Raw genomic sequence first — 26,964 nt, forward strand, 5'->3', positions numbered from 1 at the left:
ATCACAGGTCCTCGAAAAGCCGGGTGAATCGGTCTGCGGGCTCCTCCTCGCGGCGGTACACGTCGACCTCCATCGAGCCCTCGGCGATCTCGATCGCCACGCGCTCGAGTCGCGTGCTATAGGTCTTGTAGTGGTGTCCATCGGGATCGAGCTCCTGGTAGGTCTCGAGGAACCCCTCGGCTTCGAGCCGATCGATCCGGCGGTAGATCGTCGGCGGGGAGGCGTCACAGCGATCGGTGAGTCGATCGACGGACATCGGTTCCTCGCTGGCTGCGATGAGGATCCGGCGAGCGTACTCGTCGTCGAGCAACGCGAGCACCTCCTGGTCCTCATCGTCAGTCATCCTGTTGGTCGTATGCCAGGAAGATATAAAAACGTCCACAGTTTCACGGTCGGAAACTGTGACTGCCGGCCTATGTGCCCGTCCAGTGTAGCACCGATCGGAATGCCCGCGATAGAGACCTCCGGTTTGACGAAGGAGTATGGCGAGCTCACCGCCGTCGACGACCTCGACCTCACTGTCGACGAGGGCGAAGTCTTCGGCTTTCTGGGCCCGAACGGCGCCGGGAAGTCGACGACGATCGACATGCTACTGGACTTTACGCGGCCGACGGCCGGCTCGGCCACGGTCTTGGGATACGATGCCCAGGCCGAAGCCGACGCGATCAGTCCTCGTGTCGGCGTTCTCCCTGAAGGGTTTGACATCTACCCGCGGCTCTCGGGCCGCCGGCACGTCGAGTTCGCGGTCGAGACGAAAGATGCCGCCGACGATCCAGCCGAGATTCTCGAGCGTGTCGGGCTCTCGGCCGACGACGCCGCGCGGCCGGCCGGCGACTACTCGAAAGGAATGCGCCAGCGCCTCGCGACTGCCATTGCGCTAGTCGGCGACCCAGACCTGTTGATCATGGACGAGCCCTCGAGCGGCCTCGATCCCAACGGTATCCGCGAGATGCAGGACCTCGTCCGCTCGGAAGCCGAACGGGGAACGACCGTCTTCTTCTCGAGTCACATTTTAGAGCACGTCGAGGCGGTCTGTGACCGCGTCGGCGTCCTGACTGACGGCGAACTCGTCGCCGTCGACACGATCGATGGCCTCCGCGAGCGCCTCGGCGGCGGCGCGACGATGACGCTCACGCTCGCCGGTCCCGCCGCCGACGTGCGCGCGGTCGCCGACGGAGTACAGGGAGTCACCGAGGCCACTGCGTCCGGCCACACCCTCGAGTGTACGATCGCCGACCCGGCCGCGAAGGCGCGGCTGGTGACTGCACTCGCCGCCGATGGGGCGACGGTTCGCGATCTGCGGATCGAGGAGGTCTCGCTCGAGTCGCTGTTTACCGCGCTGACTAACGGCGACGGGGATGGACCGACGACACAGGCTGGAGCAGCCGATGCGACCGGGACGAAACCGGAGGTGGCACGATGACCTCGCATATCCCGACCGTCGCCCGCAAGGAGTTCGCCGACGCCGGCCGATCGAAACTCCTCTGGTCGTTGATCGGACTGCTCGTCGGGATCGTCGCCGTCGGCTACGTCGCGATCTGGCAGACGGTCGACGACACCACCGCGGCCGAGGTGCTGAGCTTCCTCGGGGTCCCACTGCAGGTGATCCTGCCGGTCGCAGCGCTGATCGCCGGCTACATGGCCGTCGTCGGCGAGCGTCGCTCGGGGAGCATCAAGCTCCTGCTCGGCTTGCCCCCCAACCGGACCGACGTCGTCGTCGGCAAACTCCTCGGTCGCATGGGCGTCGTCGGACTGGCCGTCGGACTGGCCTTCCTCCTCTCGCTGGTCCTCGGGACCGCCCTCTTCGGCTCGGTCCCGATCGTCGACTGGCTCGGCTTCGCCGCCGTCTCGCTGCTCTTTGGCATGACCTTCGTCGGGCTGGCCGTCGGCGTCTCCGCGAGCGTCTCCACGCGGGGCAAATCGATGGCCCTCGTCGTCGGGCTCTACATGGTCTTCGTCGCCCTCTGGGAGCTGCTGACCGCCGGGCCCTACTATCTCATCTACGACGAGTCCGTCCCCGTCGAGGCCGAGACGTGGTATCTGGTGCTCGAGCAATTCAACCCACTCTTCGCGTATTCCAATTTGGCGAGTTCTATCCTCGAGAACTCGGTCTACCCCTTCCGATTCCAGTACGGCCTCCAGGAGATGGAAGCCGCCGGAATGACGCCGGCCGAGCGCTATCCGGGCGACGCGCCATTGTACTTGCAGGATTGGTTCGGCGTCGTCGTCATGCTGTGCTGGCTGGTCGTCCCTGTCGTGATCGGCTACTACCGGTTCCAGCGAACGGATCTCTGACAGCCATCCCCTGCCGTTGGTTCCGACTTGCCGGCTTTCGCCACTGGTCGTTGCGTCTATCCCCTGCTCGTGGCGTTGCTGAACACTCCTTCGTGGTTCTCTCTGCATCGAGACATGGCGGATTCGTCGGTGTCTGGGTTCGATAGTCTCGGGCACTCGACTGTTCTGAACGCGAGCAACTGATATTTTACCATCCTGTAGTAGTTAATTATATAGAAATACAAAATAAAAACCATAATGGAAACGGAATGGGATACACGGGTACACGAGCGAACTCGGAGTCGAGGGCGGAACAGACCGACGACTCCGCGAGTTATCTGTCCCGATCGCCGATGTCGGACGCGAAATCGCAGTCGAACGCGAGATCGACTGGCACGTCGCCGACGCCGACTCGAGCGGATATCGAGAGTCAGTATGGTCTCGAGTTGTACGCGCCCGGGCAAGAAGTCCAGATCCAGCGGTTGGAGCAGGCCTGCGGTCCCGCGGAGGTCCAGCGCTGGGTCGACGAGGGGATGCCGGTCGAACTCATGGGAAAGCCGGTGAATATGGACGCGTTCCGGGAACGTCAGGCCGAGCGACCGGCGGCGGTACCGAAAGATATCGAGCGCCAGAACGCGGCGTCGGTCCAGCGCAGCCGCGAGGCACAGTACGACACCGACCGAGCCGGGGACGCGGGTGTGCCCACGTCGGTTCGGGACGTACTGAGCACGCCGGGCCAGCCGCTGGACGGCGGCATCCAGCGCGCGATGGAAAACCGGATGGGCGATTCCTTCGGTGACGTCCGAATTCACACCAGTGCAACCGCCGCGACCGCTTGCGAAGACATCAACGCGCGGGCGTTCACCGTCGGCAATCACATCGCGTTCAACCACGACGAGTACGACCCTGAGTCGCCAGACGGACAGCATCTTCTCGCTCACGAACTCGCACACGTTCGCCAGCAGACCGGGGCCGCGATCAGCATGATGCCGCAGGACGATAGTGGCCTCGAGATCGATCCCGATCCGCGACTCGAGCGGGAAGCCGAGGACGCAGCACAGCAGTCGATGGCCGATGGGCCGGTGACGATCAATCGAATGAGGACGGAGATGCACATCCAGCGCATGCCCGGGGCTGAGCAACTTCAGACGGCCCGTGAGGAGGCTGCGTCGCGAAATGACGAGATGACACTCGCACAAACGGTGTCACGACTCGAGGAACGTGTAACCTCGATCGAGGAGCAGGTCACTGGCGACGATTCAGTAATGAACAGCGTCGGCAAGGCACTCTCACAGGGCGCTGTCGGCGCGGTAGGTGGCCTGCTTGGGGGCGTTGCTGGGACCATGGTCTCGCCTGGCCTCGGTACTATCGGCGGTGCCGCAGTCGGGCAGGAAATGACCAAAGGAATGGCTGGCGACGTTACCAAGACGCTTACCGGCCAGGCCTACGACGAAGGAACGGATTTCGTCATCGGGAAAGGACGCCAAGCGAGAGTGTTCCTTGAACAGCTTATCGAAGAAAAGGTTAACAAAGCTCTTAACGGATCTGACTATGGCGGCGACTCGCGGGGGCTCAGCTAGCATGGAAGCTACGATCACTGGCGAAGACGATGTCCGCGTTGGCCTTCATGTGAAAGACAATAATGAAGAAAAACACAGGATTGAGATGGAGTTCGACGGAGAAATAAAATTCCATCAGTGCGATGCGTACGCTACCAAGGCGGCTGACCGAACTCCAGAAGAAAACGAGTACAACGAACAAGCCCGGAAGTTCGCCCGATATTACGTCTATGTCGAGCGGGGGTACGATACGATGCCACCGACGGATCATCCCGAGCGAATCAACGCCACCAGACTCGCTATTCAGGGCCTCGGTGACGACCGGTTCAATGAATTGTTTGGTGACCTCTACAACCAGCTGCGCAGTTATTACGACTACGACACTGAACGACCGATACCCGTCCCACCGCTTGCATCAAGCTCTGATAGTGTCCTCTACCGACAGAACGTGTATCTCGGCGTCGATCCACTCGAGACGGAGCTGACTGACGTTGCCGAGGACATGGCAACCGCTTACGGACTGGATCTGTCGGCGACATCAGTGAAAGAGCAACCGCTGAATGCACTGTCCGCTGGTGCAGTCGCTGACTGGATGTCATTCGCCACCGATCTCGTTGACCGGGCTGACGAACAAGAGATCGACCTCGCCGACGGTGCATATATTGACGCCGTGTCCACGCTCTATGCGTCGTATCTCGACAATGGCGGTGCGCAACACACCGCCGACCCAGACACAGATCCGTTCGAGCGCGAACCGGACACGCTGATCGAGTTACCACCGATCGATCCCGGTCCACTCGCAGAGTTCCGCGAGTACCTTGACCATCATCTTAAATGCCAGATTCGGGATTGTTTCGTCCGGATGGGTGTCGAGCCGCCCGAGGAATTCCGGGTGCTTGGGAATAGGCGACTCGACGCAACGGCTGCCTACAAACTCTTGGAGATATATCCAAGGTATCACGACCCCGATACACAGCGCTTGCACAGGTAAGAAGGGGCCACGTCTTCCACCGTCCGAACTGAACGGGCTTCAATGCGGCAGGCATTCACCCATGACGAGTGCCTCGAAGGCCAAACAGCCCTGCATACGCACGTCAGCAGACGGGCGTGGACGTCGGCACGGTGCTGTATGAGGGTATCCGGTTGAACATCGATTCGGATCTCGCCCTCGAGCGACGATATACGTCCGCAGGAATGGAGCGGCGCTGACGATTACTGCATCCGCAATAACTGGGCGTGCAGTGTCGTGTCGACCTCGAGGACGTTTGCCTCGTCGATAAAGCCCTCCTCGACGGCGAGTTCGACGGCGCGGGTGCCGACGATGTTGGCGACGTCTGCCTGCGCGAGGCTTTCGATGACCGTACTTTCCTCGACCGCGTCGCCGCCGTAGAACTCCTCGGTGACGGTCAACGAGAGCTCACCCTCCTCGAACGTTTCGCCGAGGACGTCCTCGTCGCAGACGGCGACCAGCAGGCCCTCCTGTGTCTGGCGTTCGTTGACGATCATTCGTTACTCGAGTTCCCACTCGCGGTCGTCGTCCTCGCGGTCGCCGGCGTCGGCTCCTGTTTCGAGCCCGCCCAGCCCGAGGTCGTCGAGATCGATGTCTCCCCGTTGTGGAGGCTGACGGCCTGCGCCGCGACCGCCGCGTCCAGCGCCAGCACCGGCTCCGCGACCGGCACCACCGCCAGCGCTGCCCGGTCCCTGGCCGTATAGCTCCTCGCGGTCGTCCATCATCTCCTGTTCGGCCCGCTCGCGCATCTGGTTTGCCTCCTCGGCGAGTTCCTCGGCCTGGTCGAATTCGCCGAGTTCCTCGAGGATCTCGGCCTTTTCTTCGATCACCTTGGCGTTGCGCAGGCCGAGCCGGATCGCGTTGTCGATGCAGTTGAGCGCCTCTTCGGCCAGCCCGCGCTCTGAAAGGAAGAAGGCGCGATTGAACCAGCCAGCGGCGAAGCGCTCGTCGATCTCGACGGCGCGTTCGGCGTGTTCTAAGGCTTCGGAGGTCTCGCCGAACTCCCAAAGCGCGTACGCGAGATTCGTTTCGGCGGTCGCGGCGTGTTCGCTCGAGTCGTCGATCCGCAGGGCCTCGCGGTGGGCTCCGATCGCCTCGTCCCATTCCTCGAGTTCGCCGTGGGCGACGCCTTTGTTCACCCAGGCCTCCTGTGCGAGTTTGTCGTCCTCGGCGAAGCGGGCGGTTCGCTCGAAGGCGTCGGTGGCCTGTTCGTAGCGGTTGATCTGCATGTAGTTCAGGCCGACGTCGAGCAACTCGGCGGCGTCAACGGCGTCCCGATCGATGTTATGCTCGTCTAACGTGTCGGTGACGACGCGGGAGTCGACGGGATCGACCTTTGCCGGGTCGACGCCCAGCTCCGGCGGGTCCAGGTCGAACTCCTCGTAGGGATCGCCGAATCCCTCTCCCTCGGAGAAGCGGTGGTCGCGCTCGTCGTCTCGGTCAGTCATTAGTTGCATGTGGCAGCGACGACTGTTAAGGGCTGCGACCCGGGTACCGGCGGCGTTCAGATAGCGTCGAACGCCCGGCGGAACACGCCTCTCAGAGTCGTCCCACGAGGCGCCTGGTGGCGCCTCGAAGCGATTGTGTCACTGCCGCCGGATGGGGTAGCCCGAGGCGGTACCGGACCCGGTCCTGTCGCTTGAACGGCTCGAACACTGCGGGCTCCTCGAGTTCCCAGATCCGCGCCCGGCCGCGTGCCCCGTGTCGGTCGCAGATCGCGTTGGCTGCCCGGCGGCCGGCCTCGTTTGCCGACTCCATCGAGGCCAGATCCGAGTTCGTCCGCACGTAGTCGCTCGCGAGCGAGAGGTTCCTGACCCCGACGTCGGCCGGCGGCCGGTTCCGCAACGAGCCAACGGTGTTGATCAGCAGCGGTGAGTGGTTCTCGACGCCCCCGCTCTCGACGGCTGTATCGTCTGCTCGGTCCGCTTCCGATGCACCGCCGCTCTCGACGATCGACGGGTCGAGAAACCAGTCGACGAACAACTCGTCGGTCAGTCGCTCTCCGGACGCGTTCAGATGGGCTTTCAGTTGTGCCCAGATCTCGTCTGCGATCTCCTCGCGCGTACACGCACTTGCCGGCTTCTCGTAGAGGATTCCCGGCGTGTTCCAGTCGGAGGCGATCACCGAGAGGACGCCCGCGACGTCGTTGGGGCCGTGTGCCTCGAGGTCGTAGCCGGTCCAGAACTCGCGCTGGGCGATCGAGGTCAGCGCCCACGGCGCGTCGGCGTAGACCTGATGGCCACGTGGCAGGTCCACGGGCTCGGAGAGGTAAAACTGGATGCCGTTCATCCAGGCCGTGTCCAGCCGTTCGATGCGACCCAGTTCTGGCGCAAGTCGTTCTAGTGCCGGTGTGACGAACGCAGGGGCGGCCTCGACCGGCACGGCCAGAACGTACTCGTCGGCGCTGATGGTTTCGCCGTCAGCCAAGACGACGCCGGTGACGTGGGTCCTGTCTGATGCGAGTCGCTCGACGGGGGCGTTCGATCGGCAGTCAACGCCGAGCGATTCGAGGTGGCGCACCCAGGGATCGATCCAGGCCTCGTTCGTCGGTGCGTTCAGGACGCGCTCGGTCGGCCGGGTCGGGTCGAGCTGGCCCAACAGCAATTGGAGGTAGATCGTGCCGATCGTCCGGGCGCTTCCGACCTGTGGTCGGAGGGCGACCAGCGCCTGGGTGGTGTTGGCGACTTGATCGCGAAACGCCTGCGACCGGTTCTCGGCGTCGATGAACTCCCACCAGGAGATGTCGTCGAGTTCGCCCTCCCGTCGATCCTCACAGGCGGTCAGCAGGTACAGCAGTCGCTCGAGCAAGAAGCGAACGTCCTCGCGAGGCAAGTCCTCGGCGAACGCTGGACGAAACGCCTCGAGCCACCCCCGCACCGAGTCGGGCGTGCGCGTATCGGCGATCCGACCCGGCCCCGTCGTGGTCGCGATCAGTGTCGCCTCGGTCTCGATGAGGTTATCCGCGACGGTGCCGTCGCCGTCGGGAATCCGTTCCATCGTATCGATGACGTGGCGGTAGAACGCCGGGAAGAACCGGAAGCCGTGCTCGCCCTGCAGCGCGTCGGGGTCGTCGCTGATCGGCATCGACCGGGCCTTCCCGCCGAAGCGGTCGTTCGCCTCGAGGACGGTTACGTCGAACCCACGCTCGACGAGTTCGTGGGCTGCGGTCAGGCCGCCGATCCCGCCGCCGATCACGGCAACGTCTGTCATTGTGATCACGTGCGGGAGCTACCCACATAACCTGCGTCCCTAACCACGAACGGCTCATACGGTCTGCTGTCAGTGGGTGCCGGCCCGCCCGCGACCGCCCTGCGGTCGGCCGGGAACCTCGTGACAGCAACCCGTCTCACTGCCCGTCACGCTTGAGTGGGCTGCCCACGATAGCTCGAGTATGCGACTGTTCGTCAGCGTCGACCTCCCCGACGACTTCGCCGAGTCGGTCGCCGATCTGCAAGCCGAGTTCGCCGAGGCCAGCGGGCTCTCGTTTACCGACCCCGAGCAGGCACATCTCACGATGAAGTTCCTCGGTGATACCGACGAGGATAGCCTCCCCGATCTCGAGCGCGAACTCGAGGCAGCCGTCGACGATGCCGATATCGATCCCTTTACCGTTCGCTACGGTGGCTTGGGTGTCTTCCCGACCCTCGAGTACATCAGCGTCCTCTGGTTGGGCGTCGAAGACGGCGGCGACGAACTCACCCGACTCCACGAATCGATCGAAGCGCGGACGACGGATCTGGGCTTCGACCCCGAATCACACGATTTCACGCCTCACGTCACGCTCGCGCGGATGGAACACGCCGGCGGCAAGGAACTGGTCCAGGAGCTCGTCGCGGAGCGCGATCCGACGATCGGCGAAACCCGCGTCGACGAGATTCGCCTGACCGAAAGCACCCTCACCGAGGACGGGCCGGTCTACTCGACGGTCGAATCGTTCCCGCTCGAGTAGGCGACCAGCGTCGGATTCTGTGGGTCCGTCGGCGTCCCTGCAAGATGGACAAGATTTTAAGCCACCGCGGGCTACGTCCGGCCACTATGGGTAAGAAATCGAAGGGCAAGAAGAAGCGGCTTGCCAAACTCGAGAACCAGAACAGCCGCGTGCCGGCCTGGGTCATGATGAAGACCGACATGGACGTTCAGCGCAACCCGAAACGACGCAACTGGCGGCGAAACGACACTGACGAATAACGATGAGTGCAAGTGATTTCGAGGAACGCGTCGTAACCGTTCCGCTGCGTGATGTCAAGAAGGGAGCCAACCACGAGGCCGCCGACTACGCGATGCGACTGGTCCGCGAACACCTCGCGAAACACTTCGCGGTTGACGAAGACGCCATCCGACTGGACCCCTCGATCAACGAGGCAGTCTGGGCGAACGGCCGATCCAACCCGCCGCGAAAGCTGCGCGTCCGCGCAGCGCGCTTCGACGAAGAGGGTGAAGCCGTCGTCGAAGCCGAGGTCGCTGACTAAACTTGCAACGCCTCGCTTTCGCCGGGTCGTCCTACGTCGGCGTCTTCGCTCGTGCGACCGACTCGTGCATACTCGTTCGCCACGACGTCGATGACGACGTCGTCGCCGATCTGACCGACGAACTCGAGGTGCCCGCGATTCCGACGACCGTCGGCGGCTCCTCGACGGTCGGCGCACTAGCGACTGGGAACGAAAACGGTCTGCTCGTCAGCTCTCGCGTCCTCGAATACGAACGTGAGACGATCGAGGAGGCAGTCGACGTCCCTGTCGCCGAACTGCCGGGCAGTATCAACGCCGCCGGGAACGTCGTCCTCGCGAATGACTACGGGGCCTACGTCCATCCGGACCTGCCCCGCGAGGCGGTTCAGATCGTCGCGGATACGCTTGCGGTGCCGGTCGAACGCGGCGACCTCGCAGGCGTCCAAACCGTCGGCACCGCCGCCGTCGCGAACAACACCGGCGTGCTCTGCCATCCGAAGGCGACCGACGAAGAACTCGACGCGCTCGAGGACGCCCTCGACGTGCGAGCCGACGTCGGGACGGTCAACTACGGCGCGCCGCTGGTCGGCTCCGGGCTGCTCGCCAACGACGCCGGCTACGTCGTCGGCGAGGACACGACCGGGCCCGAACTGGGTCGAATCGAGGACGCACTCGGGTATCTCGACTGATACAGCCTGCTGTCCCGAGTGACCAGTGGGCCCCCAGGGCGCTCGCGGGCGGGCCGGCGCCCACTGACAGGGGTCCGTATCAACCGACCGGTTCTGGACTCGAGTCCTGTCTCGACCGGTGTCGCTCTCTTATTGACGTTCGAATCGATGTAACACGACCTCGCTGTCGTCGTCCCACTCGAAGTTCTCGTGGGCACGCTCGAGTAAGCGCTCGTAGGCCGCGAGGTCGTCCATCCCTTCGGCCCGTGCGTCCTCGTCGGTCAGATCGCCGAGCGTGCGCTCGCGAACCGTGGTCACCTCGAAGGTCGTGCCGTCGATCGTGAACGTATCGCCTTCGTCGGCGTACTGGTTCCCGCGGTGGATCTGGGTGACTTCGCCCTCGAGGACCTGCGTTTGCATTCGCTCGCTGGGCACCAACTCGCTGGGCTCGAGTTCACTCATGCCCGCGGATTCGGCCCGACGCGGTAAAATCGTTGACCCTCCATCGGTGGGCACTCCGCGGTCGCCGTCGGTTCGGCATCTCTTCGTGTCGGCTCCGAACGGCCGAACCGGAAGGGAAGATTCTTCCGACTGCCTGCCGGAGGGGTAGCCATGAGTCAATTTACGGTCAGTGGTCAGTTCAAGAGCCGCGACGGCTACGCGCCGTTCGAGACGAGCATCGAGGCCGAAAACGAGAACGTCGCCCGCGAACACACGCTCTCCCAGCTCGGGAGCCAGCACGGACTCAAGCGAACCGAGATCGAACTCGACGAGGTATCCGAACAATGAGCCAGCAGCAACTCCAGCAGCTCTCCCAGCAGCTTCAGGAGCTCGAAGAACAGATCGAGGGCCTCCAGACGAACGTCGAGGCCGTCCAGCAGGAGAAAACCAACGTCGACGAGGCCATCGACGCCATCCAGACGCTCGAGACCGGCTCGACAGTCCAGATGCCCCTCGGCGGCGGCGCGTATCTCCGCACGACCATCGAGAACATCGACGAAGTGATCGTCGAGCTCGGTGCTGATTACGCCGCGGAGTTCGAGGAAGACGACGCCGTCGACGCCCTCGAGAACAAGAAAGAGCGCCTCGACGAGCAGATCGACGAACTCAACGAGGAGATCGCCGAACTCGAGACCGAGAGCAGCGAACTCGAACAGCAGGCCCAGCAGCTCCAGCAGCAGGCGATGCAACAGCAGATGCAGCAGATGGGACAGGGCCAGGGCCCCGACGAGTAACGCGGCGGTCCCCACTCGATACCTATGTTCGATAACCTGAAAGAGAAGCTCGGAAGCTTCCGCGACAGCGCTGAGGAAGCCGCCGAAGAGAACGTCGAGGACGTCGACGAAGCAGAGCTCGAGGAGGAAGAACTCGAGCAGGTCGAGTCGGCGGCGGAGCCCGACGCTGCGGAAGCCACCGATACTACCCCCAAATCGGGGGTCGACGAGCCGGCCGAACCGGCGGCAGCCACGGCTGAGACGGTGACGGAATCGGAGTCGGAACCGGAGACGACCGAGTCCGCTCCTGAGAACGCGGCTGGGTCTGCCGAGCAGGAGCCGGCGACCGGTTCCGACCTCGATCGTCTCGAGGCCGACGACGCCGATTCGGCCTCGGAGACGGCTGGCGACGAGCCCGCGGAGACGGCGGTAGCCGACGAGAAATCGGCTGCCGATGAAGACAATGTCGACGAGGACGACAGCGGTGGTGGACTCGGCATCGGTGCCAAGGCGCGATCCCTGTTTGGCGGCTCCAGTGATGACACAGATGACGGGGTCGACGCCGACGACGCCGACGACGACGTGGAGTTGGACGCGGAGTCGGACGCGGAGACAGCCGGCGAGGACCAACGCGATACACCGTCGCCCGCCGAGCCGACCGAGCCCGACGACGATCGAGCGCCGACGGCCGACGCGGACGAGCCGATCGTCGACGAGGACACCGAAGACGACGCCGCCGAGGACACCGAAGACGACGCCGCCGAGGACACCGAAGACGACGCCGACGACGATACTGGCGGTGGAACCGGCTTCGGCGCGAAGGCCAAATCCCTCGTCAAAGGGAAGTTCGTCATCGAAGAGGAGGACCTCGAGGGGCCCTTACACGAACTCGAGCTGGCGTTGCTCTCGAGCGACGTGGAGATGGGCGTCGCCGAGGAGATCCTCGACAACATCCGCGACGAACTGATCGGCGAGACGCGGACGTTTACGACCTCGACCGGCGAGGTCGTCGAGGAAGCCTTGCACGATGCGATCTACGACGTGATCAGCGTCGGCCAGTTCGATTTCGACGAGCGAATCGCCATCGAGGACAAGCCCGTCACCATCGTCTTCACCGGCGTCAACGGCGTCGGCAAGACGACGACGATCGCCAAGCTGAGCCGCTACTTCGAGGAACGCGGCTATTCGACGGTGATGGCCAACGGCGACACCTACCGCGCCGGGGCTAACGAGCAGATTCAGGAACATGCCGACGCGCTGGATACGAAGTGTATCAGCCACGAACAGGGCGGCGATCCTGCTGCGGTGCTGTACGACGCCGTCGAGTACGCCGAGGCCAACGACATCGACGTCGTCCTCGGTGATACGGCGGGTCGGCTCCACACCGACGAGGGGCTAATGGACCAACTCGAGAAGATCGGCCGCGTCGTCGGACCGGACATGACGCTATTCGTCGACGAGGCCGTCGCCGGACAGGACGCGGTCAACCGCGCCCGCGAGTTCAACGACGCCGCCGAGATCGACGGGGCGATCCTGACGAAAGCCGACGCCGACTCCAACGGCGGGGCAGCGATTTCGATCGCCCACGTCACCGGGAAGCCGATCCTGTTCCTCGGCGTCGGGCAGGGCTACGACGACCTAGAGCGGTTCGACCCCGAAGAGATGGTCGACCGGCTGCTGGCCGAGGAGTAGGTCTCCGCCCGGCGATCGCCGATCGTTTCAATTGACGACCATTTCAGAAGACACTTATTATCTGTCAGAAACGTCTACGTATGAGCCGCCCTCCCTCTCGGCGTACCTTTCTGGCGTCAGTGACGGCTGCGGTGGCGGTTACAACGGGCGGCTTCGAGCGCGGATCGAACGCCACGGACACATCGTTACCCGAGTCCGGAACCGTGTCCCCCGACTGGTATGAGTGCAACTCGGTCACCCGTCCCGAGCCGACTGCACCGGCCGACGACGATGCACTCTCGCCCAAACCGTATCCGGCACAGCCGCCGGCGTTCGGTCCTGCTGTGGCTCACGGCCGATCGAACGACTCGTCGCTGAGAGACGAGACGGTCGCGTACGTTACCGAGTTCGAACGTGTGTATCGCCAGAACGAATTTCTCGCCCGGTATGGCGCGACAGCGCGAACGGTCGAACTCCGACGGACTGACTATCGAACGAGGACGCTCGAGTCGTCGTCGAACCCCGCGATCATGGCGGCGATCCGCTACGATCTTCGCCTGGGGACCCAGCAATCAGCCACCGGCCCGCGCGACCAGTGGGACGTTCACACCGTCTACTACGTTGACGAGCACATCGTTCTCCGGGCACGATACCACGGCGTCGCCGATGAACTGTCGTTCGAACCCGATCCGCGAACGCACGGCGAACTCGTCGCCTGTTTCGGTTGAAACCGTTGGCTCGGTCAGATAACGACGCCGGATTGTAAGATCGCAATGAGGATCGTCAGCGTCGGGATCGAAAGCAGGGTCGTGAGAAATACGCACGTCGAGACGTACTCGGAGACGAGGACCCCTTTGGAACGGGCGCTGCCGGCAAACTCGATGACGAGAATCAGCGGCGTCACTGCGGCCGGCATCGCGGTCTCGAGGACGAACACGCGCGCGACGGTCGGGTCCTGGAAGCCCAGCGCGAGCGCGATTCCGAGACCGACGACGGGCGCAATGCCCATCTTGAGCGCCGTTGCAGGCCAGGCCCGCGAGACCGCAGCGGCGGTGTCGGTGCGCGCCAGCTGGATGCCGAGAATGAGTAACATCAGCGGGATCGAGGCGTCGCCGACGAGCTGGAGCGTCTCCATCGCCGCGGTCTCGGCGGGTGGCACGAGATCGAGCGCCCGCGCGAGCAGTGCTGCGATGACGGCGTAGACCAGCGGAATGTAGAACACTCGACGAATCCCCTCGAGCCCGGCCGACCCGCTGCTCCGGGAGGCGACATAGACGCCGAGGGTGTACATCAGCACGGACTGGACCGAGAGAAAGAGGACGGCCGTCTGGCGGCCGACCTCGCCGAACGCGAAGTCGGAGACGGGAATGCCGAGGTTCCCCGAGTTACAGAAGATCGCGACCAACACCAAGGCGCTCAGCGCCGGCTCTCGCTCGCCGACGCCGCGGCCGACGAGTTCGGCGATCCCCCACATCACCGCGGTAAACGCGCCGATGCCGATCGTCACCCGTAGCAGCGTCGCCGCCGCGAGTTCGGTGACGGCGAGGCTATGAAACACCAGCGCGGGTGCCAGTACGTAGACGACGGCCGTGTTCAGCGGCTCCGGATCGATTTCCTTGACCGTCGCCAGCACGTAGCCGACGGCCGCGATGGCGACGATCGGCCCGACTGCGGACCCGAAGATGGCGACCAGATCAGCCATCGATCAGCTCCGCGCGGCGGCACCGTAGCATTCGATTCGAGCGGCTCATCGGCCGTGTGACGATCGCACCCTCCATTACGGAGTCACCTACTTCTCGCGGTCGACATGGGACTTCCGATCGCTTCATGGCCCGGTAGTTTCGGCCCCGTCACATTCGTTTAAACGCTTCTAGCGACAACGAAGAGCTATGACGGGAGGGCGGTCCGTTCTCGAGCAGTCTCGATCGACCAGCGGTATCTCAGCCCGATTCACAGTGCCGATCGCACGCTGGACGCGATTGACGGGCGCGCTGTTCAACACCCCAGCCGGTCCGCCAGCTCCGCGAGTCCCTCGGTGATCAGGTCCGGCTCCGCGCCGAAGGGTTCCCACGGGGTCGATTTTCGGTCGAGCCAGACACCTTGCATCCCGGCGTGGATCGCCCCCTGTACGTCGAACCACAGCGCCGAGACGTGGACGAGTTCGTCGATCGGCGTTCCCGTCCGGCCGGCGGCGTGGCGGTAGAGCTCCGGCTCGGGCTTGAACGTCTCGAGTTCGTCGGCGCTGATCGTGTCGACGATGAGATCCTCGATCCCGGCGTGGTCGACCATCGAGTCGAGCATCTCCGGGTTGCCGTTCGAGAGGACGTACGTGTCGTAGCCGGCCTCGTGCAACCGCTCGATGCTCGCTCGCACGTCGTCGAAGACCTCGAGTTCGTGGTACACTTCGAGGATCGCCTCGCGGTCGTCGGCGGGGACGTCGAGTCCGTGGGCCGCGAGTGCGTAGGCGAGCGCGTCCCGGTTGATCTCGTAGAACGTCTCGTACTCCTCGAGGTGGTTCGCGACGAGCGTGTATTGCATCGAGCGCTCCCGCCACGTCTGCGAAATCGGTGTCGGATCGTCGATGTCGGTGTGTTCCGTGAGTGCGGCCGCGGTCGCGTCGACGTCGACGAGCGTGCTGTAGGAGTCGAACGTGACCGTCGTGACGCGGTCTGGATCGAATGCCATGGCCAGCAGTATGTTTGCCAGTGACAAGAACGTGGACCGTTCGTTTCGCTGGCGAGCCGATCGAACGGGAGTCTGATCAGCGAATCGACCGAAGCCGCTTAGTACGACCACCGACTAATATCTTTCGTGAATTCTTCAAACTGGCGGACATACCTCGTCACGCAGGCGTCGTTGTCGGGTGATCGGACGACCCCGGAGATCGTTCGTGCGGCCATCGACGGCGGGATCGACGCCGTCCAGTTGCGCGAAAAGGAGACGAGCTCCCGCTCGCGATACGAACTCGGCCACGAACTGCGCGAGCTCACGGCCGAGGCGGGCGTCGACCTGATCGTCAACGACCGAATCGATATCGCACAGGCGATCGACGCCGACGGCGTCCACGTCGGCCAATCCGACTTGCCGGTCGGCGTCGCTCGCGAGCTGCTCGGTCCGGACGCGATCGTCGGCTGTTCGACGTCGACAGTCGCTGCCGCTCGCGACGCGGAAGCGGCTGGGGCGGACTACCTCGGCGTCGGGGCGGTCTACGGTACCTCCTCGAAGGACGTCGACGACGGAAAGGACGGCGTCGGTCCGGAGCGGATCGCCACCATCGTCGACGCGGTAGAGATTCCGATCGTCGGTATCGGCGGAATTACGGCCGACAACGCGGAGGAAGTCGTCGAGGCGGGTGCGTCCGGCGTTGCCGTCATCAGCGAGATTACAGCAGCCTCACAGCCCCGCGCCGCGACCGAGGCGCTTTCCGGTGTCATCGAAACGACAAAGTCGGTTGCTACCGGAGAACACGGACGATGAGTGTAACCGATATCGACGCCGCTGCCCTCACGGATTCGATCCGGACGGTTCGCGAGACCGAGCCGCTCGTCCAGTCGCTGACCAACACGGTGACGATCAACGACGTCGCGAACGTGACCCTCCACTGGGGTGGACTGCCGGTGATGGCCGACTCGCCCGGTGACGCCGGCGAAATGGCTGGCCTCGCGAGTGCCCTCTTGATCAATACGGGCCAGATCCCCGAGGACCGCGTCGAAGCGATGCACGAAGCCGGCCGGAACGCCAACGAGCGCGGCATCCCGGTCGTTCTCGACCCGGTCGGCGTCGGGTCGACACTCTCGCGCGAGGCGGTCGCCGAAAGCCTCCTTTCGGAGATCGATTTCACCGCGATCAAGGGCAACTACGGTGAGATTGCCGCCCTCACGGGCGTCGAAGCCGAGGTCAAGGGCGTCGAGTCCGTCGGTGACTACGAGGACATCGAGCGGACGGCCCGCTCGCTCGCCGAATCGACCGATTCGCTCGTCGTTGCCTCGGGTATCGACGACGTCGTCGCAGACGCTGACGGTGCCGTCCGACTCACCGCTGGCCACGAGATGCTCGGCGAAGTCGTCGGCACCGGCTGCATGCTCGGCGTGACCGTCGCGACCTTCTGTGGCGCGCTCGAGGACGCCCATACCGCTGCCGTCCACGGCACGCTCGCCTTTGGTCTCGCCGGCGAACGAGCGGCCAAGATGGGTCACACGGGGCCGGGCAGCTACCGGACGAACTTCCGTGATGCTGTCGCCGACCTAACGGCCGAGACTGTCGCTGATCTCGACCTCGAGGGCCAGCTCGAGCAGCTGCTCTGAACTCGAGGATCAGGTCTCTCATTCGGGCAGCGTTCCCTCGAGCCGACAGGTGTTGAAACCGTTTTGACACCCCCGGACGAACCACTTCGTATGGCTCGAGACGAACTCGAAAACGCGGTCGAATCGATCCGACAGGCGGCCGACGCCGCGTCAGACGACGAGGCGCGAGATCGGCTTCAGGACCAGGCGACGAAGTTCGACGACTACGCCGATGCCGACCGCGGCCCGGACCACGGCCAGCTCGCGCGCCACGAACACATCCTGAACGACATCGCGGACGACGAGGGTGACGACGTCGAATCGAATATCGAGGACGCGCTCGAGTCGATCAGCGCGTTCCGGGAGACGGTCGAGGGCGTCTAGATCGCGTCGCCCGACCCGCGAGCCGGTCGCAGAACTGACCATGGACTTTTTGCGAACGGCATGGGGACGGACTCCCGTCAGTAACAGTCAGCAGACCGGCTTCGGGTTCGCGCCCATTGCCTCGAGCGACTCGACGTACTCGTCGTAGGCGGCCTCGATCGCGCCCGCTGCCGCGTCCTCGGCGCGGTCCCAGTCGCTGTCGGTTTCACAGACCGTCTCGAGCAGCGACTTCGCGCGCTCGAGTTGCTCGTCTAAGTCGTTGCCGAACTCGCGGAACAGGCTGGCGGTCTGTGGGTCGGCGTCGCCGACGAAGTAGCCGACGACCTGGTTTTTCGACCGCTGGCTCGCAAGGATGCGGCCGACGAACGCGCCGACGCGGTCGACGGTCTCGTCGCGGTCGCGCAGGTACTCGTGGAGGGTGGGGACCTCGCTGGGTTCGTAGTCGTCGTCGGCGAGTTTACCATCGACGGTCTCGTAGTGGTCCTGTTCCTCGTCGGCCGTGGTCTCGAAGGCCGTCTGTGCTTCGTCGTTGCTCTCATTGTCGGCCCATGCGCTGAACGTCTGCCAGGCGGCGTACTCGGCGTCGGCGGTCGCCTCGAGGACCGGCTCGGTGTCGATGTCGCCGCCGGTGTCGGCGTACAGCGACTTCGAGGAGCCGAGTCGCGAGAGCGCAGTCTGGTTGTCCTCGGTGACGGTCTCGACGAACGTGTCCGGGTCAGTCATGGAACCGTCTTCGACCGGCCGCGAGTTATGTCTATCGTGACCGCATTCCTATCAACGACTACGACGGCCGCCCGTAGGGCTGTTGCTGTCACAATCGGCGGGTAGCACAAGTCGCGGCGCGGCCGTGTCGGGCACTGCCGGTCGGTGGACAGGCAAGAAACAGGAGCGGCCGCGTCGCTTGGGTCGGTCAGTGTCGCGGGACAGCGGTCGCCGGTTGCTGTCGGCGGTTATTCGCCTTTCTCGATCGGCGCGCTGACGAGGTTGCCCCACTCGGTCCAGGAGCCGTCGTAGTTGACGGCGTCGTATCCGAGCAGTTCGTGCAGCGCGAACCACGCGACCGACGAGCGTTCGCCGATGCGGCAGTAGGCGACGGTCGTTTGGCTGCCGGTGATGTCTTCCTCGGCGTAGAGTTCCTCGAGGTCCTCGCGCGTTTTGAAGGTGCCGTCGTCGTCGGTGACGGCGGCCCACGAGATGTTCTTCGCGCCGGGGATGTGGCCGCCACGCTGGGCGGTCTCCTGGAGTCCCGGTGGGGCCAGCACTTCGCCGGAGTACTCCTCGGGCGAGCGGACGTCGACGAGGGGGACGCCGCGTTCGATCGCCTTCTCGACGTCGTCGCGGTAGGCGCGAATGGTCTCGCGCGGCCCGGCGGCGTCGTATTCGGTTTCGGAGAACTCGGGCACCTCCTCGGTGGTCGGATAGTCGTGCTCGAGCCAGTATTCGCGGCCGCCGTCGAGCAGATAGACGTCGTCGTGGCCGTAGTATTTGAACTGCCAGTAGGCGTAGGCGGCGAACCAGTTTGCGTTGTCGCCGTAGAGGACGACCGTGTCGTCCTCGCTGATACCGTGGCTGCCCAGCAGGGCCTCGAAGTCTTCCTTCTCCAGGATGTCCCGTTGCGTCTGGTCTTGGAGCTGTGTCTCCCAGTTGAATCCGATCGCACCGGGGGCGTGTTCTTCGTCGTAGGCTTCCGTGTCGACGTCGACTTCGACGAGTCGGTGGTCGGAGTCGTCGTCCTGGAAGTCGTCGAGGCGCTCCTCGACCCAGTCAGCCGTGACGAGTACGTCGTTGGCGTAGTCGTTTGCCATACACAGCGCTTCAACAGGGATACACAAAGGAACTGCCTAACCGGTCAATTCGGACACCGGTCGACCGTGCCGGAAATACTTGCCGTGATGATCGTCGGGGCCGGTTAGGCCGTGGCTGTATTCGGCGGATTCGGGGCGCGCTCGAGCAGCCGCGAGCGATGCTGATCTAGCTGTCCGCCGAAAACAAGCAAGTGTTGCCTCTGTCTCGGTACCACCGAATCGCCGTCATACCGGTGCGTACACGGATCTGCGTCACGTATGGGCGGCTAATGGACGACTCCGTTATCGTGTCCCCCGACTGGCTCGCAGCGCACCTGGACGATCCGACCGTGCACGTCGTCGACGTCAGAGACGCCTGGGAGTACGACGGGATCGGTCACCTGCCCGGCGCAGTGAACATCCCGTTCGACAGCTACCGCGACGACAGCGACGTGGATCGGGGTACCCTCCCGGGTGCCGAGGCTTTCGCCGACCTGCTCGGCGACGCGGGGATCGACACCGACGACACGCTCGTCGCCTACGACGACACTCACGGCGTCTTCGCCGCCCGCTTCGTGCTCACCGCCATCGAATACGGCCACGACGACGTGCGCCTGCTCGACGGCGACTTCAGTGCTTGGAACCGCGAGTACGAAACCACGAGTGAGACGCCTGATGTCGAACCGACTGACTACGAGCCCGACCCCCTCGAGCCCGCCGAAAGCCCGCTGGTCGGCTACGACGCCGTCGCGAACGCCCTCGAGCGCGACGCTCTCTTCGTCGACACGCGCGAGCAAGACGAGTTCGAGGAGGGGCGCCTGCCGGGTGCTGTACGATTCGACTGGCGCGAGGTCGTCGACGAGGAAACACGGCGGCTGAAACCCGAGGCCGACCTCGAGGACTTGCTCGCCGACCGCGGGATCACGCCAGACCGCGAGATCGTCCTCTACTGTAACACCGCGCGGCGGATCAGCCACACCTATGTGGTCCTGACGGCGTTAGGGTACGAGGACATCCACTTCTACGAGGGGAGCCTGACGGAGTGGCTCGAACACGACGGCGAGATCGAGAGCGGCCCCGTCGACGACTAACTGCTCACGTCCCGCCAGTCAGGTGCCGTCGAGTAGGTGGTGTCGGACAGTTCGTCGAACGCCGCGTACACGACTTCGTTCAGCGCGGGGTGGACGTGGACCGGGTCCGCGACGTCGTCGACGGTGCCGCCGCCGTCCATCGCGACGACCACCTCGTGGAGCAGCGTCGATGCCTGTGGGCCGACGATGTGACAGCCCAGAATCTCGCCGTCCGGTCCGGCGAGTGCTTTGACGAACCCATCGTCAGCCTCGAGAATCATCCCCAGCGGTGCGGCCCCGTAGGGGACGGTGACAGCCTCGTACGCACGCCCCTCCTCCGCGAGGTCGCCTTCCGTCCGGCCCACGCTGGCGACCTGCGGATCAGTGAAGACCGCGTGGGGCATCGCTTCGTAGTCGACGGCTCGCTGGCTCTCCTCGAGAACGTTTTCGGTGACGACGCGGGTTTCGTAGTCGGCGGCGTGCTTGAACGGCGGCTCGCCGACCGCGTCGCCCAGCGCCCAGATGCCGTTCGCGGTCGTCTTCAGGAACTCGTCGGTCTCGACGGCGCCCGTCTCGTCGGTCTCGACGCCCGTCGCCCCAAGATCGAGTGTGTCGGTGTTCGGTCGACGACCGGCCGCGAGCAGGAGCTCGTCGCCCGCGAGTTCGATGGCGTCAGCGCCGGCCTCGTCGTCCACTGGGTCGGCAGTCACGGTGACACCGCCGTCAGTCTCGGCGACCACGGCCGCTTCGTAGCCCGTGTACACGTCACAGTGGGTTGCGAGCGAGTCGGTCACGACGGCGCTGACGTCGTCGTCTTCGCGGGGAACGAGGCGATCGCTCCGGCCGACGATCGACACGTCGGTCTCGAGCGCACCGAAAAAGTAGCCCAGTTCGGCCCCGATATAGCCGCCGCCGACGATCACCAGCTTGTCGGGTCGGTCGTCGAGGAAGAGTACGTCGTCGCTCGTGCGGTAGTCGACGTCTTCGAGGCCGTCGATCGGGGGTTCTACCGGTCGACCGCCGACGGCGATGACGACGGTTTCTCCCCGGATTCGCTCCGCGTCCGTCGTCTCGTCGGTCGGCTCGATCTCGATCGTGCGATCGTCGACGAACCGACCCACACCGCGGTAGAGGGTAACGTTGTCGTTTGCTTGCAAGTTTGCGGCCTTCTTCGCTGCCTGCTCGTAGACCGTGTCGTGGATCGCGGCCGTGATCTCGTCGTAGTCGACATCCGTTACCTGCGCGTCGACGCCGACCGACTCGGCACTCCGTACCTCCTCGAGCACGTCCGCGCGGTGGATGAGCGCCTTCGAGGGCACACAGCCACGCGTGATACACGCGCCGCCGAGCGGGCCGGGTTCGACGACGGCCGTCTCGAGACCCTGCGTGGCACCAGCAGTGGCGACCTTGCTGCCCGAGCCGCCGCCGAGGACGACGATGTCGTATGTCTCCATACCGGCTCCGTCCACGGACGGCCGCGTAAAACGGGCACCTGCTATGCACACGCTATAGTAACAACTGAAACGATTTACACACCGATCGCACATCCCTCGTGCGATCGGGTGTGCATTGACTTTCAGTGGCTACTATAGCTCGACGACCGCGTTGATCGCTTACAACCAGTCGTCGCCCGGATCGTCGGCGGTCGCTTCCTTGTACGACTCGACCGCTGCCGCGAGGTTTTCGATGGCTTTCTCGGGGGTCTGTCCCTGACTCGAGACGCCGGTCACCTCGTCGTCGGCGATGTGGAGCCCGTGTTCGTTTTGGCGCATGGTCACGTCCGCGTCCGCGAGCGCCTCGTACTCGGAGGGGTCTACGTCTGCGTCAGAACTCATATGCGGGCGTTGTCGCGGTCGGGTGAAATACTCACCGACGCCGTCCGACCTGTCTTCGTGACCGATCCAGCAGTTCGGATCGGCTGTAGAAAAAGCCTTTAACGCCATCGCCCCGTAGACCGAGCAAATGGTACTCGACGATCTCGGGAGTTCTCTGCGGGGCACCTTGGACAAGCTCCGCGGGAAGTCGCGACTCAGCGAAGAAGACATCGAGGAGATCGTCAAGGAGATTCAGCGATCGCTACTCTCCGCCGACGTCGACGTCTCGCTCGTGATGGAGCTGTCGGACAACATCAAAGAACGCGCCCTCGAGGAAGAACCCCCCGCCGGCACCCCCGCGCGGGACTTCGTCCTCCGCATCGTCTACGAGGAGCTGGTCGACCTCATCGGCGAGTCGACCGAGTTGCCCCTCGAGGAACAGACGATCCTGCTGGCAGGGCTGCAGGGGTCGGGGAAGACGACCTCCGCCGCGAAGATGGCTTGGTGGTTCTCGACGAAGGGGCTCCGTCCTGCCGTTATCCAGACGGACACCTTCCGGCCCGGTGCCTACCAGCAGGCCGAGGAGATGGCCGGCCGCGCCGAGGTCGACTTCTACGGCAACCCGGACAACGACGACCCCGTCGAGATCGCTCGCAAGGGCTTAGAAGAGACCAGCGAGGCCGACGTCCACATCGTGGACACGGCGGGTCGCCACGCGCTCGAGGACGACCTGATCGACGAGATCGAGGACATCGAGGGTGTCGTCGAACCCGACACTTCCCTGCTCGTCTTGGACGCCGCGATCGGGCAGGGTGCGAAGGAGCAGGCCCAGCAGTTCGACGAGTCGATCGGGATCGACGGCGTCGTCATCACGAAACTCGACGGGACGGCGAAGGGTGGTGGCGCGCTAACGGCAGTCGACCAGACCGACTCCTCGATCGCCTTCCTCGGGACCGGTGAAGAGGTTCAGGACATCGAGCGCTTCGAGCCCGACGGCTTCATCTCGCGGCTGCTCGGGATGGGAGATCTCGGCCAACTCGCCGAACGCGTCGAGCGCGCGATGGAGCAGACCGAGATCGAGGAAGACGACTGGGACCCCGAGGACATGTTGCAGGGGCAGTTCACCCTGAACGACATGCAAAAGCAGATGGAGGCGATGAACAACATGGGGCCGCTCGACCAGGTGATGGACATGATCCCCGGCTTCGGCGGCGGGATCAAAGACCAGTTGCCCGACGACGCGATGGACGTCACGCAACAGCGGATGCGTACGTTCAGCGTCATCATGGACTCGATGACCGAGGCCGAAAAGGAGTATCCCAAAGCCATCGGTGCGAGCCAGATCGAACGCATCGCTCGGGGCTCGGGCACTAGCGAAGAGCAGGTCCGGGAACTCCTCGAGCAGTACAAGATGATGGAGAAGACCATCAAGCAGTTCCAGGGCATGGGCTCCGACAAGGAGATGCAGCGCATGATGCAACAGATGCAACAGCAAGGCGGCGGTGGCGGTGGTGGCATGGGTGGCATGGGCCCGTTCTGATCGGTCCACGTTCTCTTCCGCCACTACCGACAGCCGTCTCGAAACGATAGCGAAACGTACCAGTTCTGTTGCACTACGTTAATACCACTCTAGACGAACTGTCCTGTAGCAATGAACCGTCGGCAGTATCTCGCCCGCACCGGCGCGGCCGGTGTGAGCACAGGACTGATAGCGTCACTTGCAGGCTGTCTCGATGGCTTTTCCGATTCGTCGGACGGAAGCGACGTCGACGTCAGCGATCGCACGGGCCAGCGTGCGCTCGACCGCGCTGCAGGCAGTCTGAACAAGGCCGCACAGTCACTGGAGCAACTCGAGGGCCTCGAGGACCCCGAAACCGTCGAGTTCGATCCGGCCCCTCCGCGCGGGCACCTCGAGACGGCCGAGAGCGAACTGGGCGACGATCGGGCGGCCGACATCACAACGCTGCGTTCGTATGCGAGCGTCCTCGATGGCCTCATTTCGGTGACCGTTACCGTCACCGACGACACGCTCGACGACGACATCGACGCCGTCAACGCGGCACTCGAGGACGAGGGCGACCTCGAGGGGGCAAACGAAACCGTCGATGCCCGCTACGAGAAGATCGCCGGTGCACGTGACCGTCACGCCGAGGCGACCGCGACGATCGCGGCTATCGACGGCGACCGACTCGACGAATTGGCAGGGATCGATCTCGCCGACCTTGAAAGCGGCGCGGCCACGCTCGGCGATGTGGTGACGGCGCTGGAGACGCTCGCCGGGTCCTACGACGCGACACTCGACGAAGACGAGGGCTACGGCGCACTCGAGAGCGGGCAGTCGCACGTGGACAACGGGGAGTACGAGGCCGCACAGACCGAGTTCGAGACCGCCGAGTCGACGTTTTCGACGTCGCTGGACCGACTCGAAACCGGCCGGACCGACGCCCCGGACGGGCTCATCGGCTATTTCGACACGGCAACCTGCCAGAATCGCCATCTCACCGACGCGGCCGCAGCGTTTGCCGATGCGGCAGCCGCCGCCGCGAACAACGATCCAGATGCCAGAATCGCCCAGTCAGAGAGCGAAGCCGAACTCGATGCGGTCGGGAACTGTACCGACTAGTCGGGCGATCCGGTCGCCGCCGCGTCGCCTTCATGGGTCGCCATCGCCGGGAGGTCGTCGATCAACACGACGGCACTCCCCTCGAGCACCGTCGTGTCGTCGCCGTCGAGCACGACGGTCTCGACTCGGTATTTCGATCGTCCGAGATCCTCGACGATCTCGCAGACGGCGGTGGCACGGTCACCGATCGAAAGCGGTGCGCGGAAGCTACTCTCCTGTGAGAGGTAGATCGTTAACCCTGGGAGCCGGGCGAGTGCCGCGCTGATCAGGCCGTTCGCGAGAACGCCGTGGACGATCCGTTTGCCAAAGCGCGTCTCGGCGGCGTAGGCGTCCTCGAGGTGGAGCCGATTGGTGTCGCCGGTCACGTCCGCGAACGCCTCGACGTCGTCGTCGGTGATCGGCTTCGAGAAGCGAGCGATGTCGCCGGCCGAAATGGTCGATTCGTCCGCACTGCGGTACTCGAACTCCCAGTCGTCGCGCTCGTATTTGGTGTCCGTCCTGACCTGTCGGTGAGTTGGCGCGGCCTCGAGTCGACTCGGCGCGTGGGCCAGGTGTGGCACGTAGTAGGTGAGTTCCGTCGTCGTAATGATTCCCACGAGTTCGCTGTTGTCATCCCCACCGTCGACGACCGGCAGGTGTTCGATGTCCGATGACCGTAACAACTCGACGGCGTCGACGATGGATGCGGTCGACTCGACCGTCGTCAGCGGCGTCGACATGACCGCCGACAGTTCGACGTGGCCGAGATCCTGTCGTTCACACAACTGTGTCGCGAAGTCGCCTTCCGTGACGATACCGACGGGCTCGCCGTCTCGAGCGACGAGTACCGAACTGACGCCCTCGTCGCGCAACAGCGTCGCCGCATCGGTCGCGGTCGCGTCCGGCGGGGCGGTGACGACATCCTCGACCATGATTTCGTCGACAGGTATCGTGTCGTGCATCTGACGATGCTACGTGATCGAACCCTATCAGTCATTGTGGCCCCTTCCTGTCGTATCGTGCAGGTTGACGGCTCACGACACTGCACGCGGCGGCGCAGGCCGGTCTCGTACGGACTCCTGTCAGTGGTGCCGGTGGGACCGTCACCCGCCCTGCGGTCTCACCGGGACATCGGGACAGCAGACCGTCTCAGGCGTCGACTGGCTGCCCGTCTTCGGTCGGCGGCGCGATGTGGTCGACATACTCCTCGAGGCTCGGCTCGTCGACCCGGACACGGACGGCGATCTCGCCGAGTTCGTCGGGTTCCCCGACGGAGAAATTAACGTGGTCCTCGAAGGCAGCCTGCTTTTTCAACGCGAACGTGAAGGTATCGCCGTCGCGATTCGCGAAGAACTCGCCACGGGCGGTGTCGAGGATCTCCTGACGGTGTAATAGCTCCGAAAAATGATCCATCGCGTGGGCCTCGGCGCGGACCTCGCCGAACTCCTCTTCGATGTCCGCGTTGGGAAAGATATTCGCGACGGCGTCGATCACGCGACTCGTCACCTCGGTATCGTAGACCGGTGCCGTGATCTCGATGTCGACGCGGTAGAGTTCGCTCATGGGTCGGCTTCGGCCTCCGCACGTTTTTCGTCGTCGGTTCCGCGGATGATCGACCGAATTCGGTCGTGGAACGCCTCGAGCGAGTCTGTGTTCTCGACGACGACATCGGCCCGGTCCATCGCGTCGTCCATTCCGAAGCCGCGCTCGCGTTCGTCGCGGGCAGCCAGGTCTTCGCCACCTTCGGCGGCGCTTGCGTCCCGGCCGCGGTCGTCGATCCGCTCGGCCCGTACGTCGAAGGGAGCCTCGATGCTGACCAGCGTGAACGCGTCGCCGAAGGCCTCCTCGAAGACGTCGACCTCGACGCCCGAGCGGAGCCCGTCGACCAGCACCGTGTCATGATTTTCGAGTCGATCCTCGATCATCGGGAGCGACCGCTCGGCGATCGCCGTCGGGCCGTTTTCCTCGCGCAGTTCCTGTGCGACCGTGCCGTGGTCTTTCGTGGGATCGAGTCCGCGGTCGGCCGTCTCCTGGCGGACGACGTCGCCCATCGTCACCACCGGGATTCCGTCCTCGCGTGCGACGGTGGCGGCCTCGCCCTTGCCGCTACCGGGCAGTCCCACCGTTCCGATGACGTGCATCGGGAACCCCTACCGGCGAGACGTGCATAAACGCTGTGTTCGT

The 26,964-nt window shown here is 64.3% G+C and carries 32 protein-coding genes; 18 read left to right on the forward strand and 14 right to left on the reverse strand.

Going from position 1 to position 26,964, the window contains the following annotated elements:
* Position 1: 1 nt before the first annotated feature.
* On the reverse strand, positions 2-343 hold the full coding sequence (locus E2L06_RS00955; protein ID WP_138777750.1) for a winged helix-turn-helix domain-containing protein: 342 nt from the start codon (positions 341-343) through the stop codon (positions 2-4).
* A 102-nt stretch (positions 344-445) separates the two neighbouring features.
* Between E2L06_RS00955 and E2L06_RS00960 the strand changes: the two genes are divergently transcribed.
* The 4 genes from E2L06_RS00960 (at position 446) to E2L06_RS00975 (ending at position 4,824) form a co-directional block, all read left to right on the forward strand.
* The gene (locus E2L06_RS00960; protein WP_138777752.1) at positions 446-1,423 is read left to right on the forward strand and encodes an ABC transporter ATP-binding protein; all 978 of its coding nucleotides are present in this window, start codon (positions 446-448) and stop codon (positions 1,421-1,423) included.
* Positions 1,420-2,295: an ABC transporter permease subunit gene (locus E2L06_RS00965; protein ID WP_138777754.1), complete on the forward strand. Its 876-nt coding sequence runs from the start codon at positions 1,420-1,422 to the stop codon at positions 2,293-2,295. The genes E2L06_RS00960 and E2L06_RS00965 overlap by 4 nt, the downstream gene beginning before the upstream one ends.
* 332 nt (positions 2,296-2,627) lie before the next feature.
* On the forward strand, positions 2,628-3,854 hold the full coding sequence (locus E2L06_RS00970) for a DUF4157 domain-containing protein (RefSeq protein ID WP_249361349.1): 1,227 nt from the start codon (positions 2,628-2,630) through the stop codon (positions 3,852-3,854).
* Between the two features lies 1 nt (position 3,855).
* Entirely contained in the window at positions 3,856-4,824 is a 969-nt protein-coding gene (locus tag E2L06_RS00975) for a hypothetical protein (protein ID WP_171052391.1), read from the forward strand.
* A 221-nt stretch (positions 4,825-5,045) separates the two neighbouring features.
* Here the strand turns inward: E2L06_RS00975 and E2L06_RS00980 are convergent, their stop codons facing one another.
* The 3 genes from E2L06_RS00980 to E2L06_RS00990 form a co-directional block, all read right to left on the reverse strand.
* Entirely contained in the window at positions 5,046-5,339 is a 294-nt protein-coding gene (locus E2L06_RS00980) for a DUF424 domain-containing protein (protein WP_138777756.1), read from the reverse strand.
* A 3-nt stretch (positions 5,340-5,342) separates the two neighbouring features.
* Positions 5,343-6,290, reverse strand: coding sequence for a tetratricopeptide repeat protein (locus tag E2L06_RS00985; RefSeq protein WP_138777758.1), 948 nt, complete (start codon positions 6,288-6,290; stop codon positions 5,343-5,345).
* 91 nt (positions 6,291-6,381) lie between these two features.
* Positions 6,382-8,052, reverse strand: coding sequence for an FAD-dependent oxidoreductase (locus E2L06_RS00990; RefSeq protein ID WP_138777760.1), 1,671 nt, complete (start codon positions 8,050-8,052; stop codon positions 6,382-6,384).
* A 181-nt stretch (positions 8,053-8,233) separates the two neighbouring features.
* On the opposite strand from E2L06_RS00990, the gene thpR reads away from it, so the two are divergent.
* From thpR to E2L06_RS01010, 4 genes are all read left to right on the forward strand, one after another.
* Positions 8,234-8,791: an RNA 2',3'-cyclic phosphodiesterase gene (thpR, locus tag E2L06_RS00995; protein ID WP_138777763.1), complete on the forward strand. Its 558-nt coding sequence runs from the start codon at positions 8,234-8,236 to the stop codon at positions 8,789-8,791.
* An 86-nt stretch (positions 8,792-8,877) separates the two neighbouring features.
* Entirely contained in the window at positions 8,878-9,030 is a 153-nt protein-coding gene (locus E2L06_RS01000) for a 50S ribosomal protein L39e (RefSeq protein WP_006184874.1), read from the forward strand.
* A 2-nt stretch (positions 9,031-9,032) separates the two neighbouring features.
* Complete coding sequence (locus tag E2L06_RS01005; RefSeq protein WP_138777765.1) at positions 9,033-9,311, forward strand: 50S ribosomal protein L31e; 279 nt, start codon at positions 9,033-9,035, stop codon at positions 9,309-9,311.
* A gap of 2 nt (positions 9,312-9,313) precedes the next feature.
* Positions 9,314-9,979, forward strand: coding sequence for a translation initiation factor IF-6 (locus E2L06_RS01010; RefSeq protein WP_138777767.1), 666 nt, complete (start codon positions 9,314-9,316; stop codon positions 9,977-9,979).
* A gap of 129 nt (positions 9,980-10,108) precedes the next feature.
* Here the strand turns inward: E2L06_RS01010 and E2L06_RS01015 are convergent, their stop codons facing one another.
* The gene (locus tag E2L06_RS01015) at positions 10,109-10,420 is read right to left on the reverse strand and encodes an ASCH domain-containing protein (protein WP_138777769.1); all 312 of its coding nucleotides are present in this window, start codon (positions 10,418-10,420) and stop codon (positions 10,109-10,111) included.
* A gap of 150 nt (positions 10,421-10,570) precedes the next feature.
* Here E2L06_RS01015 and rpl18a point away from each other — a divergent pair, with 150 nt between their 5' ends.
* The 4 genes from rpl18a to E2L06_RS01035 all read left to right on the forward strand — a co-directional run bounded on the left by rpl18a (position 10,571) and on the right by E2L06_RS01035 (position 13,571).
* Entirely contained in the window at positions 10,571-10,747 is a 177-nt protein-coding gene (gene rpl18a, locus E2L06_RS01020) for a 50S ribosomal protein L18Ae (RefSeq protein WP_138777771.1), read from the forward strand.
* Positions 10,744-11,193, forward strand: a complete 450-nt coding sequence (gene pfdA / locus E2L06_RS01025; protein WP_138777773.1) for a prefoldin subunit alpha — start codon at positions 10,744-10,746, stop codon at positions 11,191-11,193. The genes rpl18a and pfdA overlap by 4 nt, the downstream gene beginning before the upstream one ends.
* Before the next feature lie 24 nt (positions 11,194-11,217).
* Positions 11,218-12,864 carry a signal recognition particle-docking protein FtsY gene (gene ftsY / locus E2L06_RS01030; RefSeq protein ID WP_138777775.1) on the forward strand — a complete coding sequence of 549 codons (1,647 nt, stop codon included), beginning with the start codon at positions 11,218-11,220 and terminating at the stop codon, positions 12,862-12,864.
* A gap of 80 nt (positions 12,865-12,944) precedes the next feature.
* Positions 12,945-13,571 (forward strand): hypothetical protein, encoded by a 627-nt coding sequence (locus tag E2L06_RS01035; RefSeq protein WP_138777777.1) that lies wholly within the window; start codon positions 12,945-12,947, stop codon positions 13,569-13,571.
* A 14-nt stretch (positions 13,572-13,585) separates the two neighbouring features.
* Here the strand turns inward: E2L06_RS01035 and E2L06_RS01040 are convergent, their stop codons facing one another.
* Together E2L06_RS01040 and E2L06_RS01045 are read right to left on the reverse strand one after the other, a co-directional pair.
* A complete protein-coding gene (locus E2L06_RS01040; RefSeq protein ID WP_138777779.1) occupies positions 13,586-14,545 on the reverse strand; it encodes an AEC family transporter in 960 nt (319 codons plus the stop codon).
* 293 nt (positions 14,546-14,838) lie between these two features.
* Positions 14,839-15,528, reverse strand: a complete 690-nt coding sequence (locus E2L06_RS01045) for a haloacid dehalogenase type II (RefSeq protein WP_138777781.1) — start codon at positions 15,526-15,528, stop codon at positions 14,839-14,841.
* 126 nt (positions 15,529-15,654) lie between these two features.
* On the opposite strand from E2L06_RS01045, the gene thiE reads away from it, so the two are divergent.
* The 3 genes from thiE (at position 15,655) to E2L06_RS01060 (ending at position 17,510) form a co-directional block, all read left to right on the forward strand.
* Entirely contained in the window at positions 15,655-16,320 is a 666-nt protein-coding gene (thiE, locus tag E2L06_RS01050; protein ID WP_138777783.1) for a thiamine phosphate synthase, read from the forward strand.
* Positions 16,317-17,147, forward strand: a complete 831-nt coding sequence (gene thiM, locus E2L06_RS01055) for a hydroxyethylthiazole kinase (protein WP_138777785.1) — start codon at positions 16,317-16,319, stop codon at positions 17,145-17,147. The genes thiE and thiM overlap by 4 nt, the downstream gene beginning before the upstream one ends.
* 90 nt (positions 17,148-17,237) lie before the next feature.
* Positions 17,238-17,510, forward strand: a complete 273-nt coding sequence (locus tag E2L06_RS01060) for a hypothetical protein (protein ID WP_138777787.1) — start codon at positions 17,238-17,240, stop codon at positions 17,508-17,510.
* Between the two features lie 87 nt (positions 17,511-17,597).
* On the opposite strand, the gene E2L06_RS01065 is transcribed toward E2L06_RS01060, so the two are convergent.
* Both E2L06_RS01065 and E2L06_RS01070 read right to left on the reverse strand, forming a co-directional pair.
* On the reverse strand, positions 17,598-18,233 hold the full coding sequence (locus E2L06_RS01065; protein WP_138777789.1) for a rubrerythrin family protein: 636 nt from the start codon (positions 18,231-18,233) through the stop codon (positions 17,598-17,600).
* A gap of 227 nt (positions 18,234-18,460) precedes the next feature.
* The gene (locus tag E2L06_RS01070) at positions 18,461-19,315 is read right to left on the reverse strand and encodes a sulfurtransferase (protein WP_138777791.1); all 855 of its coding nucleotides are present in this window, start codon (positions 19,313-19,315) and stop codon (positions 18,461-18,463) included.
* A gap of 269 nt (positions 19,316-19,584) precedes the next feature.
* Between E2L06_RS01070 and E2L06_RS01075 the strand changes: the two genes are divergently transcribed.
* A complete protein-coding gene (locus E2L06_RS01075; RefSeq protein ID WP_138777793.1) occupies positions 19,585-20,385 on the forward strand; it encodes a sulfurtransferase in 801 nt (266 codons plus the stop codon).
* Here E2L06_RS01075 and E2L06_RS01080 read toward each other — a convergent pair.
* Together E2L06_RS01080 and E2L06_RS01085 are read right to left on the reverse strand one after the other, a co-directional pair.
* Entirely contained in the window at positions 20,382-21,818 is a 1,437-nt protein-coding gene (locus E2L06_RS01080) for a dihydrolipoyl dehydrogenase (RefSeq protein WP_138777795.1), read from the reverse strand. The two genes, E2L06_RS01075 and E2L06_RS01080, sit on opposite strands and share 4 nt — an antisense overlap.
* Positions 21,819-21,977: 159 nt before the next feature.
* Positions 21,978-22,199 carry a hypothetical protein gene (locus E2L06_RS01085; RefSeq protein ID WP_138777797.1) on the reverse strand — a complete coding sequence of 74 codons (222 nt, stop codon included), beginning with the start codon at positions 22,197-22,199 and terminating at the stop codon, positions 21,978-21,980.
* Between the two features lie 127 nt (positions 22,200-22,326).
* Between E2L06_RS01085 and E2L06_RS01090 the strand changes: the two genes are divergently transcribed.
* The gene (locus tag E2L06_RS01090; protein ID WP_138777799.1) at positions 22,327-23,718 is read left to right on the forward strand and encodes a signal recognition particle protein Srp54; all 1,392 of its coding nucleotides are present in this window, start codon (positions 22,327-22,329) and stop codon (positions 23,716-23,718) included.
* 111 nt (positions 23,719-23,829) lie between these two features.
* A complete protein-coding gene (locus E2L06_RS01095; RefSeq protein WP_138777801.1) occupies positions 23,830-24,801 on the forward strand; it encodes a hypothetical protein in 972 nt (323 codons plus the stop codon).
* On the opposite strand, the gene E2L06_RS01100 is transcribed toward E2L06_RS01095, so the two are convergent.
* The 3 genes from E2L06_RS01100 to E2L06_RS01110 all read right to left on the reverse strand — a co-directional run bounded on the left by E2L06_RS01100 (position 24,798) and on the right by E2L06_RS01110 (position 26,921).
* A complete protein-coding gene (locus E2L06_RS01100; protein WP_138777803.1) occupies positions 24,798-25,742 on the reverse strand; it encodes a CBS domain-containing protein in 945 nt (314 codons plus the stop codon). The two genes, E2L06_RS01095 and E2L06_RS01100, sit on opposite strands and share 4 nt — an antisense overlap.
* Before the next feature lie 187 nt (positions 25,743-25,929).
* Complete coding sequence (locus tag E2L06_RS01105) at positions 25,930-26,343, reverse strand: RNA-binding domain-containing protein (protein ID WP_138777805.1); 414 nt, start codon at positions 26,341-26,343, stop codon at positions 25,930-25,932.
* Positions 26,340-26,921, reverse strand: coding sequence for an AAA family ATPase (locus tag E2L06_RS01110; protein WP_138777807.1), 582 nt, complete (start codon positions 26,919-26,921; stop codon positions 26,340-26,342). Before E2L06_RS01110 ends, E2L06_RS01105 begins: the two co-directional genes overlap by 4 nt.
* Positions 26,922-26,964 lie beyond the last annotated feature (43 nt).

Source organism: Haloterrigena sp. H1, assembly GCF_005938085.1.
Taxonomy (GTDB): Archaea; Halobacteriota; Halobacteria; order Halobacteriales; family Natrialbaceae; genus Natrinema.